This window comes from Eubacterium ramulus (genome assembly GCF_003122485.1).
GTDB lineage: Bacteria > Bacillota > Clostridia > Lachnospirales > Lachnospiraceae > Eubacterium_I > Eubacterium_I ramulus_A.
Map to the genome: position 1 here is coordinate 1 of NZ_JRFU01000026.1, position 15,708 is coordinate 15,708.

Genomic DNA, 15,708 nt, shown 5'->3' on the forward strand with positions numbered 1-15,708 from the left:
CTACTCACCACTTGCAGAAGTGGGAGTCTCAACTCAGACTGAGATGAACGCAGTCACTTTGCGCCCTGCGTTCAAATTGTCTTACTAAATGCAAGCACATCTTCAAACTTCATAGTTCCGCCAAAAAGATCCAGCGCACTTCCAATCGTATAATTCAGATGATGCTGTCCCCACTCTGCCAATTCTTCCAGATTTTGAAAACTTCCGATTCCCCCAGCGTATGTCACCGGGATCCGATTCCAGCTTCCAAGCAGTTCCACCAGTTCACGCTCAATACCGGATGCTTTTCCTTCCACATCCACCGCATGGATCAGAAACTCATCTGCATACTGATACAGGCGGTTCAGCAATTCCACCGTCACACGTTCTTCTGTAAATTTCTGCCAGCGGTCCGTTACGATATAATAAGCACCATCTTTTTTCCGGCAGCTTAAATCCAGCACCAGATGTTCTTTTCCAACAGCCTGCACCAGTTTTTCCAGACGCTCATAATCCACTTTTCCATCCCGGAACACATAAGACGTCACGATCACATGACTGGCTCCTGCCCGCAAAAACTCATGGGCATTTTCTGCTGTAATGCCGCCGCCCACCTGCATTCCGCCGGGATAAACCTGAAGCGCCGCCAGTGCCTGCAATTTGGTTGCCTCATAATGCGGGGAATCCTTTCCATTTAATAAGATAATATGTCCTCCACGGATTCCATAGGACTGATACAATTTTGCATAAAACGGTGCATCCTGCTCCGAAACAAAATTTTCTGCTGCCATATCTCCCTGATCCTTCAGCGTACCGCCTACGATTTGTTTTACCTTTCCATTATGAATGTCAATACATGGTCGAAATTCCATACAACTCTCCTTACTGTCTCTCTATTAATTGCCATCGGGTTGCAGGTAACAATATCTCATTTCAAGTCGAACGTACGTGAGACTTGGTGCGTGATTCTGGTCAGCGTATGCTGACATATTCTCCTCAGAATCACTGCACATCCTCGCGGAGCATTTTATCTCAGTCAGAAATTAGACTGAGATAAAAAAGACCGGTTGAGAAATTACCTTATTATATTTATTAACTCTGCTTATTTGTGCTTTGGTTGTTTCTCCTAACATTTTGCAAAGTATACACTTAAAATATCACAAACTGTAAAAAAAAGAAACCTTTGCCGAAAAGTCATTGACATTACAATTTTAAATTACTATAATATTTTCAAAATTAATTTATTTATTTTTAGAAATCAGAAAAACAGCAGTGTTTTTCTTTTTTTGCTCACAAAACAGATAAGGGAGGATACAAAATGGCAAAAATTATTGGTGAAGGTATTACTTTTGATGATGTGCTGCTCGTTCCGGCATACTCCGAGGTAACCCCGAACATGGTTGATCTTACGACAAAACTGACCAACAAAATCACACTGAACATTCCGATGATGAGTGCCGGCATGGATACAGTTACTGAACACCGCATGGCAATCGCAATGGCAAGACAGGGCGGTATCGGTATCATCCACAAAAATATGTCTATCGAAGCACAGGCTGAGGAAGTAGACAAAGTAAAACGTTCCGAAAACGGAGTTATCACAGATCCATTCTCCCTTTCCGCAGATCACACACTTCAGGACGCTGACGACCTGATGGCAAAATTCCGTATTTCCGGTGTGCCGATCGTCAAAGAAGATGGTACACTGATCGGTATCATCACAAACCGTGATCTTAAATTTGAGACTGATTTTTCCAAAAAAATCAGTGAGAGCATGACCAGTGAGGGACTGATCACTGCTCCGGAAGGCATCACTTTAGAGGAAGCCAAAGCAATCCTTGCAAAAGCAAGAAAAGAGAAACTTCCGATCGTTGACAAAGACTTCAAATTAAAAGGTCTGATCACAATCAAAGATATTGAAAAACAGATCAAATATCCGCTTTCTGCAAAAGATGAGCAGGGACGTCTGCTCTGTGGTGCTGCTGTTGGTATCACAGCAAATATGATGGATCGTATCGATGCTCTGGTAAAAGCACATGTAGATGTTATCGTTGTAGATTCCGCACACGGACATTCCTTAAACATCTTAAATGCAGTTCACAAGATCAAAGAAGCTTATCCGGATCTGCAGGTTATCGCAGGTAACGTTGCAACAGGCGCAGCTACCAAAGCACTGATCGAAGCTGGCGCTGACGCTGTTAAAGTAGGTATCGGACCTGGTTCTATCTGTACAACCCGTGTCGTTGCAGGTATCGGTGTTCCACAGATCACAGCTGTTATGGACTGCTACGAAGTTGCAAAAGAGTACAATATTCCGATCATCGCAGACGGTGGTATCAAATACTCCGGAGATATGACAAAAGCTCTGGCTGCCGGTGGTAGTGTATGTATGATGGGTTCCATGTTCGCAGGATGTGACGAAGCTCCGGGCGCTTTCGAATTATATCAGGGACGTAAATACAAAGTATATCGTGGTATGGGATCTCTTGCTGCTATGGAAAATGGAAGCAAAGACCGTTACTTCCAGCAGGATGCTAAAAAACTGGTTCCGGAAGGTGTGGAAGGACGTGTTGCTTACAAAGGCAGCGTAGAAGATATTATCTTCCAGCTTGTTGGTGGTATCCGCGCTGGTATGGGTTACTGTGGAGCTTCGACAATCAGAGATCTGACTGCTACCAGTCATTTTGTAAAAATCTCTGCTGCTTCACTGAAAGAGAGTCATCCGCATGATATTCATATCACAAAAGAGGCTCCGAACTACAGTATTGAGGAGTAATTAATTTCCGTATTTTTATAATGTAGTCTAAGAAAGGAGAAGAACTCAGATGAGTGCTTTGGGCTAAGACGCCCTGCATCACTAATCTGAGTTCTTCTCCTTATTTCAGTTTTGGCTATACTACAAAAGTTGCTCCGCCAGCTTATACCTATTCGCATTTTGCAGTATTCTATCAAAAATTGATGTGCAAACCTTTTTTCATAATTTTACTATTTCATTCTAGGGTAAAATTTTTCTTAGTTTTATTAATAACTCTATTTACTTTTATTCAATGTGTTTTTTCGATATTTTTATCTGCCACTGTTATTGTTTTCAGTTACGCCCGTATTGTTGTCTGTTCCGACTGTATTTTCGGTCGTATTTCCATTTGTGCCATCCTTATGATCTCTGTTGGTATCTGTGTCACCGGTGACACCATTTTTGATCGCCTCTCCGGTATCCTCAATCGACTCTTTCGCATTTTCTGCTGCGTCCCTCATATTTTCACCGGTTGTTCCATAATCTGTCTGATTGGTATCTGCTCTGTCATTGACGATTCCGTTATTGTCCGTCACAGTATTATCATCCACGACATTATTATCGTTGGTTCCATTTTTGTCAGTGCCGTTCTCTGTGACAGAATTATTGTTGCTCCCATCGTTCATATCCGTATTCTTCTTTCCACATGCTGCAAAGGTCGTCAAACTCAATGCCAGCATAAGTATAAATGCAATCTGTCTGAATTTTTTCATCTTGGTATCTCTCCTTCTCATAACTTTTTTCACTAATGAAAATGAATCGTTGATTTTCTGTCAGCAACTATCAGCAAACGATCATCAAGCATATTCATTTCTGTATCGTTAATATGGTTCATTTTGTATTTTTTATACCTGTCTGATAAAAATACTCTACGTTTTCTTCATTCCCCCTCATTGTTTTTGTGCGCATAGCAATAACCATAGCCTTCAAATCGAATGCATGTGAAACTTGGTACGTGATTCTGTTCAACGTATGCTGACATATTCTTCTCTTTGAATTTATTGAAAATCTATTTTGAGCTATTATTTCCGCATCTTGGAATTAAATATCAGAGATGCCAGATAGCCGAAAATTAATGCCGCTGATACACCTACCGCACAGGCAGTAAATCCACCGGTAAAAAGCCCCAGAAAACCACTTTCATCAACGGCAGTTTTCATCCCCTTCCAAAGCGTATTTCCAAAGCCAAGCAACGGCACATTTGCTCCTGCTCCCGCAAATTCAGAAAAAGGTTCATAAATTCCTACTGCTCCTAATACCGCTCCTGAGCAGACAAGAAGCACCATGACACGCCCCGGAAGTAATTTTGTTTTTTCCAGTAAAATCTGCACCAACGCACAGATCAGTCCACCTACCCAAAAGGCATTGACATAATCCATCGTTACACTTCCCTCCATTTTATAACTTTTACGTTTCATTTTTGCTTTATATATTTTTTTACTCTAAATAATGTGTATCACTTGCGTTTTGCAAAATACTTCACATTTATCCATACCACTTAACATAATCACCAAATATCATTTTTCTGCACTTCATTCTTTCGAATTTTTTTAACGATTTTCTAGTACTTCTAATACTACTGCATGTGCAATTCCCGGCACGTTTTCACCCTCATTAAAACTGATTTTGGACAGCAGGGCACCTGTCGGCACAAACAGTACACGTTTTAATTCCCCGCGCCGCATCATCGGCAAAAAATGTGCACTCATAGTTACTGCCGCACATCCGCAGCCACTTCCTCCACTTCCGGTTCCCTGCCGCTCATTATCAAAAATCTCCAGCCCACAATCTGTATGGCAGCTTCCGATATCAATATTTTTCTGCTGTAACAGTTCAATCAGGATTTCCCGTCCAACCGCCCCCAGATCACCGGTAATGATCTTGTCATAATAAGACGGGCTTCTGGAAAAATCCTCCAAATGTGCTGCAATACAAGCTGCTGCCGCCGGTGCCATAGCAGCTCCCATGTTCATGGAATCACGCACGCCATAATCTACGATTTTGCCCGGTGTGATGCCGGTGATGCAGACATCACAACACGCTTCCCCCTTGCATTCTTTTTGCTGTACTCCTTGTGTTTTTGTACACTCTTCTTTTTCTAGTCCGCTTTTACATCTATTTTCTGTTTTATACCTGTCTCTACCAAGTACAAAGGCACCGGCTCCCGTAACCGTCCAGGTAGTACATAAGGGCCTTTGATTGGCATATTCCAAGGGAAACCGAAACTGTTTCTCCGCACTGGCAAAATGACTGGATGTGACCGCTCCTGCCAGATTCGCATATCCGGCAGACACGGTCATTGCCGCCAGAGCCAGCGATTCTCCCGCTGTTGAGCAGGCACCGTACAATCCAAATAATGGCAGATCAAATTGCTGTAAGCCAAAAGATGTTGCCATGGACTGTCCAAGCAGATCCCCCGCAAACAGATAGCGAAGTTCCTCTGCTTTCAATCCCGCTTTTCCTAATGCAATTGTCAATGCCTCTTTTTGCAGTGTGCTTTCCGCTTCTTCCCAGATGTCACATCCAAAATTGTCATCTTCTCCCACCAGGTCAATTTCATGCCCGATCGGTCCTTCTGCTTCCTTAGTTCCTGCCACGCAGCCGCTGCTGATAATCCAGGGTGGTTTTTCAAAAGTGATGCTTTGTTTTCCTGTCTGTGTTGTCATCGCATTATTCTCCTCACACATATTCTCATGCAAAGTATCTGTAAATAATCAAAAAAAATGCATACTATAACAAAAAAAGAACATCTCACATGGTAATTTCTACCGCATGAAATGTTCTTTCTTAACTTTCTAATATGCTATTCCTGCATTTAAAATCTATGCTAATTCAGATCAGACAGATTTTAAATATATTTACGCCATTTCTCACATACTCCAATCGCAATCTTTCTGTTTATCCTAGAATAAAGGAGTCTTGTATACACCGTCCGCGATCAGTTTTGCAAAAGCATCTACAACAGTCTGACGATCTTCCTGATAGGTTACACCAAACCATTTATCCTGTGTCTCAAGAACTTTTACAGACACCTCACCTTTTGCAAGCATGTCGCCAATGATGGTCGGAAGCAGATACTCTGCTTTGATGTTGCCCGGCTCCACATTTGCCAGAAATTCTGCAAATCCTTTATCCAGTACATCTAAAAATTCCGGTGTAACACCCCACATATTCATAGATACGTGTGTTCCTGTCGGAATCTCATTGCCATTTTCGTCTTTGACAATACCATCCGTATCACGGGCAATACCGCTTGTCTCAACAATCTTCTGCAACATCTCCTGTTCATCTACCTGGCATACACCTCTGGTAACAGTTCCGTTATCGCTGAGTGTATTATCAAGAATAAACCCTGCCATGCAATATTTGTACTGGGAATCACCACAGCCAACCAGATAATCATGCACTTTTACAAATGCTTCTTTCCCATAATAATCATCCGCATTAATTACTGCAAACGGCTCATTTACAATACCTTTACAGCATCTTACCGCCTGACCGGTTCCCCAAGGTTTTGTACGGTCTGCCGGTTTCTCAAAGCCTTCCGGAAGATCATCCAGAGACTGGAACACATATTCCACATCACAAATTTTTTCAATACGGTCTCCGATTACCTCTCTAAAATCTTTCTCAATATCCTTACGGATAATAAATACAATTTTATTAAATCCTGCTTCCAACGCATCATGGATAGAATAATCAATAATAATTTCGCCGTTCGGTCCAACCGGTGTCAACTGTTTTACGCCACCACCAAAACGGGATCCGATTCCGGCTGCCATAATCACTAATGTAGTATTCATATACTTTTTCCTTCCTAAATTCTTAACTTGTATTTTTTCCTGTATTTAACAGAATTGTAACATTTTTTCTGCTCATAGTAAAGTAAAATGCACTTATTATTCAAATAAGTGCATTTTACACGCATATTCAACTATTGCATAAAAATATGCAGACGTTTTAGAGCTTTTTTAATTATTAAGCAGCTTTTGCCGAACCATTGACAACCTGATATAATTTTCCATCATATGTCACGGTACCATTATAGTTAAAATCTACTTTTCCATTGGAGAGATACCAGTCTCCGTTCTGGTTAGACGCAACACCGGTAAAATTAAAATTTACTTTTCCGTTTTCTATGCGCCACCAGCCATTGCTGTTTTTCGCTACAGTTGTATCATAAGTAACCTTGCTGCCAACCACATGCCACCAGCCATTCTCTCCGTCAACCGTTCCTTTTATGACATCATTTTTCTGGAATGTTACCTTTCCACCTTCCAGATACCACCAGCCATTACTGTTTGATGCGAATCCTTCAAAGCTGAAGTTTACTTTTCCATTTTCGATGCGCCACCAACCATTACTGTTCTTTTCTACTCCATTATGTGAAAAGTCTACCATTCCATTGCTGATATACCACCAACCATTACTGTTTTTCGCCACTGTTGTATCAAAGATTACCTTGCTTCCGACTACATGCCACCAGCCACTCTGAGCAGCAACGGCTCCTTTTATGACATCATTTTTTGTATAAGTAATCTGCCCATTTTCTACATATAAATAATCTGTACCGTTCTTATAGAATCCCGAATATGAAAAATCTACTTTTCCGCCATCAAGGTACCAGGTTCCATTTTTGTTAGATGCAATACCAGTAAAATTGAAATTTACTTTTCCTTCTTCTATGCGCCACCAGCCATTGCTGTTTTTCTCTACTCCATTATGTGAAAAGTCTACCATTCCATTGCTGATATACCACCAGCCGTTGATGTTTCTCGCCACTGTTGTATCAAAAGTAACTTTACTTCCGACTACATGCCACCAGCCATAGATCCCCTTTACGGTTCCTTTGATAACATCTGTTTTCTGGAAGGTTACTTTTCCAGATTCAATATACCACCAGCCATTACTATTGCTTGCAAATCCATTATAAGAAAAGTCAACTTTGCCACCTTTCAGGTACCACCAGCCGTTCTGGTTTTTCGCAACACCTTCATAATTAAAGTTTACTTTACCATTTTCGATCCGCCACCAGCCATTGGCATTCTTCTCAATACCAGTATGGCTATAGTCAATCACACCATTTACATAATAATACCAGTTACCATCAGATGCTTTGATCACACCATTCAGCCTTTTATCTGTCACGCCATTATTATTGCTTCCATCACCACTATTTACAACCGTTATATAAGAGGCACTTACATATGCATACATCTCTGTAAAATTGTATTTTCCTGAATTACTGTCAATACCTGTTCGTCCGCTTTTTAATACCGGATCACTTTGAATACGATAAAATCCATTTGTAGAGGTATTGCCATCTTTCAACAGAAATGCCACACCATACAGGTTTGCCGCATAATACAACCTGCTGGAAGAAGTACTGTTCCTATTCCGAATATTCAAGTTATTGGTAGGAGTTGTCTTCATGCAACTGATGGGATCTTTAATTCCAATTGTATAGCGATATTCATCCTTTGATGACAATTTTTCTCCAAGATAATACGCATAATTGGCCGCTTTCTCACCCCAGTACGGATCTGATGCATACTGCACATTGATTCCACTGGCTTTATTTCCCAGATAGGCACCACGATAGTTACTTCCATTTGGATTCAGATATTTTTTTGACATATAAGTCTCTGCAAAATCCTTAATACAAGCAGAAACACTACTGTAATAATTTGCACTCTGTGAAGGGGATGCATCTACAGCATTCAAGCCAAACAGGTTATTTTTATTTTTGGCTATGCTGCTATCTCCCCATCCACTCTCATTGATTGCAATGGAAGCCATCAGCAATGCATTCACACCATATGTATTCTGATTATTTACAAAATCATTTCCCAAATCCTTTAACTTGGATGTAGAGGATATTTTTCCATTAATTGTGCTGTTCAAATCTGATGCAGAATAAGAAGTTGTACTTCTTAACGGAAGATACTGGTAATAATTAAAATACGGATTATTCGAATTTACAGAATGTGCCCTGCTATCACTGGTATAATCCGAAATCATTGTTGTATAGTTGGTATAAAAATAATGTCCATCATAACTGAAATAGTTCGTTCCCTGTGATAAATAAGACGGAGCTTTTCCATATCTTAGGTTTGAAACATACTTTGACTGTGACAGATTTCCGGTAATTCGATGATATAATTTTTCACCAGATACATAATAATAACTGTAACTCTTTACATTAGAAAGAGCTACGAGCGTTACGTCACTGCTTTTTACCTTTCCAATTACACCTGACATCATAAATATGTAATAATTCCCAGTTGTTCCAAGATATGCAGCATCTGCGCCGTATGTACCATTGATATACCCACTTTTTCCTGTACTGTATTCCGTATAAGAAACGTATGTCGATGAATTATTTGTCTTATTAAAATTAACCAGATATTGTGCTGATGTACTTCTTGCTCCATCTAAAAAAAATGTTTCCACTTCATTTTCCTGATTTTGCAGATCATCATTTCCCTGCTGTAGATTTTCTTCTGATTCTGACTCTGCCAAATCAGATGTGTCATCTATAGACTCTGCGGTATCTTCTCTCTGGGAACTATCTTCTTCCAGATTTCCCTCTTTTTCAATTTTCTCCATATCATCATTGGATGATACTTCTTCCCCCATCGCAGTATTGTCCCCGTCTGAAAACTCTGCATCTGATTTCTCACCGCTCTGACTTTCTGAGTCCGACTGATTCATTTCTGAAGTTATCGTTGGTGTACCATTCCCATCTGCTTCAGCTGCCATAAAAGGTGTTGTCGTTATTACAGTACAAAGAATCACTGCTGTCACTATCGATGTTATCTTTTTCTTCATACACTCATCCTCATTTGAATATTCTACAGTCCGCTAACTTTTCCACCCTTAATTGCATACGTTTTTCCATCTACAACCAGTTTTCCGTTATATCCGAATTTTACTTTTCCACCTTCCAGATACCACCATCCATTGCTGTTCTGTGCAATTCCTTTATAAGAAAAGTCAACTTTTCCATTTGTAATCTTCCACCAACCATTGCTGTTTTTCTCTACTCCGTTATGTGTAAAATCTACCACTCCATTATGAATATACCACCAGCCATTACTGTTTTTCGCTACCGTTGTGTCTAAAATCACTTTGCTGCCAACTACGTGCCACCATCCATTGACACCATCTACTGTTCCTTTGATGACATCATTCTTTTTAAATGTCACTTTTCCGCCTTCCAGATACCACCAGCCATTACTGTTTGATGCAAATCCATAGTATCCGAAATCTACTTTTCCATTATTGATGTACCACCAACCGTTGCTGTTTTTCTCTACCCCGTTGTGTGTAAAATCAACCTTTCCATTATGAATATACCACCAGCCATTACTGTTTTTTGCTACCGTCGTGTCTAAAATCACTTTGCTTTCAACCACATGCCACCATGCATTGACACCTCCAGCAGTTCCTTTGATAACATCATTCTTCTTAAATGTCACTTTTCCGCCTTCCAGATACCACCATCCATTGCTGTTTGCCGCAAATCCATAGTATCCAAAATCTACTTTTCCATTATTGATGTACCACCAACCATTACTGCTTTTCGCTACCGTCGTATCTCTTGTCACTTTGCTGTTTACGACATGCCACCATGCATTGACACCATTAACGTTACCCTTGATCACATCATTTTTATTGTATGTAATCTGTCCATTTTCCACATACCACCAATTAGTATTATCATGTACAAATCCATTATATGTAAAATCTACTTTTCCATTTTTTAAATACCAGGTTCCATTTTCATTTTCCGCAATTCCTTCAAACTTAAAATTAACCCAGCCATTTTCAATACGCCACCAGCCATTGCTGTTTTTCGCCACACCGGTATAGCCCTCATCCATCACACCATTTACGGTATAATACCACTCGCCTGTTTTTGGATCTTTTACAACATCCGTTCCACCGGATTTATACCAGTAATCCAGATCCACACAAGTCTTAATACCATCGATTTTTGCCCTGCTGCTACACTGCCAGATATTTAATGTGCCATCATAGAATCTTCCTTTTTCTGAATCCACATAGGAATGAGTATTATATCTTGCCATCCACACCCCATAATTTTTGCTGAGTGTATCTGTGTCCATATCCTTTTCTAACCAACTGGAACTGGAATATACCATTGCCTGATATCCTGCGGTCTTTACCTTTTTACAAAAAGCATCGACACACGCTGTCTTCTGTGATTTTGATAAATTAGCATTGTTCAGTCTTTCCAGAGAATTTCCATTCTTATCGGTTGTTCCCGCATATTCATAGTCAATCACTACCGGAAGATCAAGCTGATACCCTTTGATTCTGTTCAGTGTCCATACCGCTTCTTCTTCTGCTTCCTGCACATTGATTGCCTGAGAGAAAAAGTAAACTCCAACCTTCAATCCTGCCGCTTTTGCGCCTTTAATATAGGTCTTAAACTTACTATCGCCTGTACTTGCAATCGTTCCACCGGCATATCCACGATATCCGACACGGATCAATGCATATTCCACACCAGATGCTTTTACTTTATTCCAGTCGATATTTCCATTATGATAAGACACATCAATTCCCATTGCAATACTTTTTCCAGAAGTATCCTTGCTGTTATGTGTATATGTATTGATTTTAGTACCTGTAATCTTTCCGGCACTGTTTAATATATAATTTTCCCATTTCGTTGTGATTCCACTGCTGCTGCGTGCTGATCCATCTTCCTCTAGTGAAAATGTCGCAATACTATCATTTTCTGCAACGTCATCAGCTGTCTGCTCGTCACCATACATTTGCTGAAAAGCTCTTGCATTTTCCGGATCATCCGCATCCCAGTCTGCTGGATACAGATCCTCATTTGCTGCTTTCGTATCCGTTTCCAAACTGCTTTCACCTGTACTATTTTCAATTTGAGGCTGATTTGCAGATTGAGCCAGAGCAGTCACACTACTATTCATTGACACTGCCAAAGAAGCAACCAAACAAATTACCGCAATTTTTTTCATTCGTAAACCTCATCTTTCTAAAAACAACTATATACTTTTTTAGTATAACTCAATACATAAACCGGAACAAGCTAAATATATCATTTTCTCTTGTGAAAAGCTCTCATCTTGAATTTATTAATAACTTTTAAATAAAGTAATGCCACAACACATCCACAAAGCGAAGTAATAATAAAACTATCTAATCCGTATGTTTTTTCTCCATAAAGAACTTTATAGTAGATACTCCATATATACATATGAATCAAATACATAATCGTACTCATCTTTCTTAATTTATGATATACAGGATGATCCATTAATTTCCAATTTAAAATTATTCCAAAAAAACTTACTGTCGTCAAAATCAATAAATATGACCTCAAAAAATAATTCTTTAAAATGCAATTTAGTAAAAAACTACTTATCATAATTAAAATATTCATATTATAGGATATTTTTTTGAAATTGAAGCACATACCTATAGGAATAAATATCATTCCTCTGAATATACGCCCGTTATAAACTGTATGTGCAATCATATTTTGCACTATTTCAACACTATATTTACTGCTTTCAATTCCTGCAATCCAGCTTATTCCAATTGAAATAACAGAAAAAATTATACTCACTATCAAGAAACTATTTTTTGAAGCATTCAATTTTAACAATAATATTACTATGCACAATGTATATACTGTTGATAGCAAATACCATAACGGCCAAGCATTATATTGTTCTCCAGTAAAAAATATCCCTTGTAAATATGTTGACATAGCTTTTTTAAGAGAAATGTTCTTATCAAAAACATGATAAATTGTTAACGGGGTATATAATACCATCCAAATAAAATACATTTTCAGTATTTTTCCTATATAATGTCCTAATATAGATATATCTGATGCTTTGTTCGAAAATGACATTCTCTCTGAAAGTAAAAAACCGGTTGTCAAAAAGAAAAATGGTACTGCCATGTTAACAATATTATTATATACAATTTGAACTATATCATTTTTACAATCAACCAACGGATTCGTATGTATTGCAACTACAGCAAAAGCCATAATGAATTTTATCAAGTCAATGTTATTATATTGCAACCGTTCAGTGCTAATCAGCTCACCTGTACTCATACTCATACTTAACCTTTCCATAAAAAATACTCCAACTATCATTTCTGTAGCTGGAGCATTTTTCACTTTGCATATTACTTTAAAATCAGCATATTTGGCTCTGGATAATCCACATTCTTTCACTATTACATTCTTATCCAACCGTTTGAAACCCAGTAATTATGACCATGATACCATACATTTCCGTTATATCCGAAATCTACTTTTCCTCCTCGGATATACCACCAACCATTACTGTTTTTTGCAATTCCATAATATCCAAAATTTACTTTTCCATTCTGAATATACCACCAGCCAAGTTCATTTTTCTCTACACTGTTGCAGCTAAAGTCTACTTTTCCATTGACGATTCGCCACCAACCATTGTTGTTTTTCGCTACTCCAGTATATGTAAAGTCTACTTTTCCTCCTCGAATATACCACCAGCCAAGTTCATTCTTTTCTACACTGTTGCAGCCAAAGTCTACTTTTCCATTGACGATTCGCCACCAGCCATTACTGTTTTTTGCTGCTCCAGTATAGGAAAAATCTACTTTTCCTCCTCGAATATACCACCAGCCAAGTTCATTCTTTTCTACACTGTTGCAGTTGAAGTCTACTTTTCCATTGGCAATCCGCCACCAGCCGTTGCTGTTTTTCTCAACAGAATCTACAAACTGAACCTGACTGTCTTTTACAAACCACCAGCCTTCTTTTCCATTTACAGTGCCTTTGATAACATCCTTTTTCTGGAAAGAAACTCTGCCTTTTTCAATATACCACCAGCTTCCCTCATTCTGTACAAAACCGGTATAGGAAAAATCTGCTTTTCCATTTCTCACATAAATCCACTGATCATTATCTTTATACAATCCCGTATAAGAAGTTCCTAATTCTGCTGAATAGTCCCATTCATCCAAAACAGTTACAGAAAGAGTAATCGTCTTACCCCCTGCAATCGCACTGACAGTTGCACCGGTGCCTTTCTGCAGTCCTTTCAATGTACCGGTTTCCGGATCATAGGAAATATTTCCAGTTGTACGATAGGTTATATTTTTTGCACCATATACCGGAGTTGTCACTCCTACCAGAGTTGCTGTATGATTTTGTCTCACATAAACCTGTGTTACACTTTTTCCATTTACATCTCTCCAGTCAACTGTTACATCTCCCTGGCCATGCTTTTGCATCATCTGATACATACCATCTGCAGCCATAATTCCATTTTCATTATGCCCAATCTGAGAATAGTGAATATCATAATGAACATCGGTGATCCTTGTCGGGACTTTACTGAATCCATCGCGAATCGGATAATCAAATTTACCATTATATTTTGAAAAATACTGACGTACACCGGCGTCACTTACCCATGCTTCGTTATCATTTGTCACTACATATACGTTATTTAATTTTGACGATGTACTTCCACCAATTCCATACTGCGCTGCTCGCGGTCCGGTCATAGCCAACTCATCCTCGGTCTCTTTCGATCCGACAGAAGAGCGAAGCATAATAATCCCACACTTTTCAATGGTTAACTGCTTTGTAATGTCACTGTACATAGTATAAAAATCGTCATAATAATCGAAAGCACTTCGATATCTGTCCGCAGTTTCGCCCTGAAGCCAATACATCAGTCGATGTCCTTCTGTGTAATGTCCGGATGCGATTTCTGCTTCATATACTTTCTGCGCCAGTTTGCTGAGTGTTATTGCTCTCTCATATACACTCTGTCTCGGAATCCAGCTTGCAATTGCAGTATCACTCCAGGCTACATTTACTGTCCATACTTTTTCGCCTGTCAGTCTGTTCCATTCATAAGCCAATGCACTATCTGGACCAGTCTTACCTTCCCCTTCTGAAGTCAACGTATTTAATGGATATTCCAGTGTTTTTCCTGACAAAGAACTGGCACTGTTCATTGAGCCAGCTATAAAATCTGCTGCATTTTCAGAATTACAAGTCTCTGAAAAATTAATACCTGAAATATTCTTTGACCAGCTCCATACAGTTGGTGCATAGGTTGAATACACGGTTCCAATTTCACAGGCTACAGACTTATTCAGCTGATATCCGGTATTAGCGGAACACATTCCTTCCATGTTGCTCTGTCCCATCAAATACATGATCGTCAGTGGTGCTGCTTCCACAGTCACATGAACATAAATTTTATCGTATGCTGCCTCACTATTTTCTTCCTTTGGAACCAAAACCAGAAGTGCTGTACCAACGCCACTTGCCCTCACATTACTGTCATCTGTCTGCGTAAGTACTTCATCTGATTCCTGCTCCTGTACTTCTCCCGTTTTCACTGGATGCGATTTGCTCTCTAAATTTGTTACATGATCAATTTTATAGTCATTATATTCTTCATGATCTTTATCCTTATAAATAGAATATCTGTCATCATATGACAACATTACCGGTTGCTCCTGCACTCTAATATTCTTGCCCAATAATTGTTCAGATATCACATTGTCCTGTTCTACTGCTGCTTGTTCAGACACATCCTTTTCATCCACATCACTCGGGTCTTCCATTCCTGTCTTTGTCGCATCTGTAATATCTGATGTATCAGCTAAATCTGCTGCATACACAGTACCTGTTGTCATTGTCAAAATCATAAGACCGCAGAGTAATGCAGAAATTCGTCTTTTCCAATTTTTCATTTCTTCACTTCTTGCCTTTCCTATTCATCTACTGTATTAAGTTTAAACTAAATTTTTATTATAACTCATATTTTTTTAATATTCAAGAGCACAAAAAATATGGATTTTAGATTTTCTATATCTAAAATCCACATTTTCTTCTTACATTTTTT

At 39.1% G+C, this 15,708-nt stretch carries 10 protein-coding genes; 1 reads left to right on the forward strand and 9 read right to left on the reverse strand.

Annotated elements, in window-relative coordinates; translation table 11 throughout:
- Nucleotides 1-71 precede the first annotated feature (71 nt).
- Nucleotides 72-851: a phosphoribosylformimino-5-aminoimidazole carboxamide ribotide isomerase gene (hisA, locus tag LG34_RS02605; RefSeq protein WP_109214745.1), complete on the reverse strand. Its 780-nt coding sequence runs from the start codon at nucleotides 849-851 to the stop codon at nucleotides 72-74.
- A gap of 446 nt (nucleotides 852-1,297) precedes the next feature.
- Between hisA and guaB the strand changes: the two genes are divergently transcribed.
- Complete coding sequence (gene guaB / locus LG34_RS02610) at nucleotides 1,298-2,755, forward strand: IMP dehydrogenase (RefSeq protein ID WP_109214746.1); 1,458 nt, start codon at nucleotides 1,298-1,300, stop codon at nucleotides 2,753-2,755.
- 290 nt (nucleotides 2,756-3,045) lie between these two features.
- On the opposite strand, the gene LG34_RS02615 is transcribed toward guaB, so the two are convergent.
- The 8 genes from LG34_RS02615 to LG34_RS02650 form a co-directional block, all read right to left on the reverse strand.
- Nucleotides 3,046-3,486, reverse strand: coding sequence for a hypothetical protein (locus LG34_RS02615; protein WP_109214747.1), 441 nt, complete (start codon nucleotides 3,484-3,486; stop codon nucleotides 3,046-3,048).
- Nucleotides 3,487-3,795: 309 nt separating this feature from the next.
- Nucleotides 3,796-4,152, reverse strand: coding sequence for a SpoVA/SpoVAEb family sporulation membrane protein (locus LG34_RS02620; protein ID WP_109214748.1), 357 nt, complete (start codon nucleotides 4,150-4,152; stop codon nucleotides 3,796-3,798).
- A 171-nt stretch (nucleotides 4,153-4,323) separates the two neighbouring features.
- Nucleotides 4,324-5,439, reverse strand: a complete 1,116-nt coding sequence (locus LG34_RS02625) for a stage V sporulation protein AD (RefSeq protein ID WP_109214749.1) — start codon at nucleotides 5,437-5,439, stop codon at nucleotides 4,324-4,326.
- Between the two features lie 237 nt (nucleotides 5,440-5,676).
- A complete protein-coding gene (locus LG34_RS02630) occupies nucleotides 5,677-6,576 on the reverse strand; it encodes a nucleotidyltransferase family protein (RefSeq protein ID WP_109214750.1) in 900 nt (299 codons plus the stop codon).
- A 175-nt stretch (nucleotides 6,577-6,751) separates the two neighbouring features.
- Nucleotides 6,752-9,604 carry a glucosaminidase domain-containing protein gene (locus tag LG34_RS02635; protein ID WP_109214751.1) on the reverse strand — a complete coding sequence of 951 codons (2,853 nt, stop codon included), beginning with the start codon at nucleotides 9,602-9,604 and terminating at the stop codon, nucleotides 6,752-6,754.
- Between the two features lie 23 nt (nucleotides 9,605-9,627).
- Nucleotides 9,628-11,793: a glycoside hydrolase family 25 protein gene (locus LG34_RS02640; RefSeq protein ID WP_109214752.1), complete on the reverse strand. Its 2,166-nt coding sequence runs from the start codon at nucleotides 11,791-11,793 to the stop codon at nucleotides 9,628-9,630.
- A gap of 80 nt (nucleotides 11,794-11,873) precedes the next feature.
- On the reverse strand, nucleotides 11,874-13,028 hold the full coding sequence (locus LG34_RS02645; protein WP_109214753.1) for an acyltransferase family protein: 1,155 nt from the start codon (nucleotides 13,026-13,028) through the stop codon (nucleotides 11,874-11,876).
- Nucleotides 13,029-13,030: 2 nt separating this feature from the next.
- On the reverse strand, nucleotides 13,031-15,556 hold the full coding sequence (locus LG34_RS02650) for a sialate O-acetylesterase (RefSeq protein WP_109214754.1): 2,526 nt from the start codon (nucleotides 15,554-15,556) through the stop codon (nucleotides 13,031-13,033).
- Between the last annotated feature and the right edge of the window lie 152 nt (nucleotides 15,557-15,708).

Bases quoted from the DNA above. Each gene is read 5' to 3' on its own strand.
- LG34_RS02640 (WP_109214752.1), bottom strand. From the start codon at position 11,793: ATGAAAAAAATTGCGGTAATTTGTTTGGTTGCTTCTTTGGCAGTGTCA.
- LG34_RS02650 (WP_109214754.1), bottom strand. From the start codon at position 15,556: ATGAAAAATTGGAAAAGACGAATTTCTGCATTACTCTGCGGTCTTATG.
- LG34_RS02635 (WP_109214751.1), bottom strand. From the start codon at position 9,604: ATGAAGAAAAAGATAACATCGATAGTGACAGCAGTGATTCTTTGTACT.
- LG34_RS02620 (WP_109214748.1), bottom strand. From the start codon at position 4,152: ATGGATTATGTCAATGCCTTTTGGGTAGGTGGACTGATCTGTGCGTTG.
- LG34_RS02615 (WP_109214747.1), bottom strand. From the start codon at position 3,486: ATGAAAAAATTCAGACAGATTGCATTTATACTTATGCTGGCATTGAGT.
- hisA (WP_109214745.1), bottom strand. From the start codon at position 851: ATGGAATTTCGACCATGTATTGACATTCATAATGGAAAGGTAAAACAA.
- LG34_RS02625 (WP_109214749.1), bottom strand. From the start codon at position 5,439: ATGACAACACAGACAGGAAAACAAAGCATCACTTTTGAAAAACCACCC.
- guaB (WP_109214746.1), top strand. From the start codon at position 1,298: ATGGCAAAAATTATTGGTGAAGGTATTACTTTTGATGATGTGCTGCTC.
- LG34_RS02630 (WP_109214750.1), bottom strand. From the start codon at position 6,576: ATGAATACTACATTAGTGATTATGGCAGCCGGAATCGGATCCCGTTTT.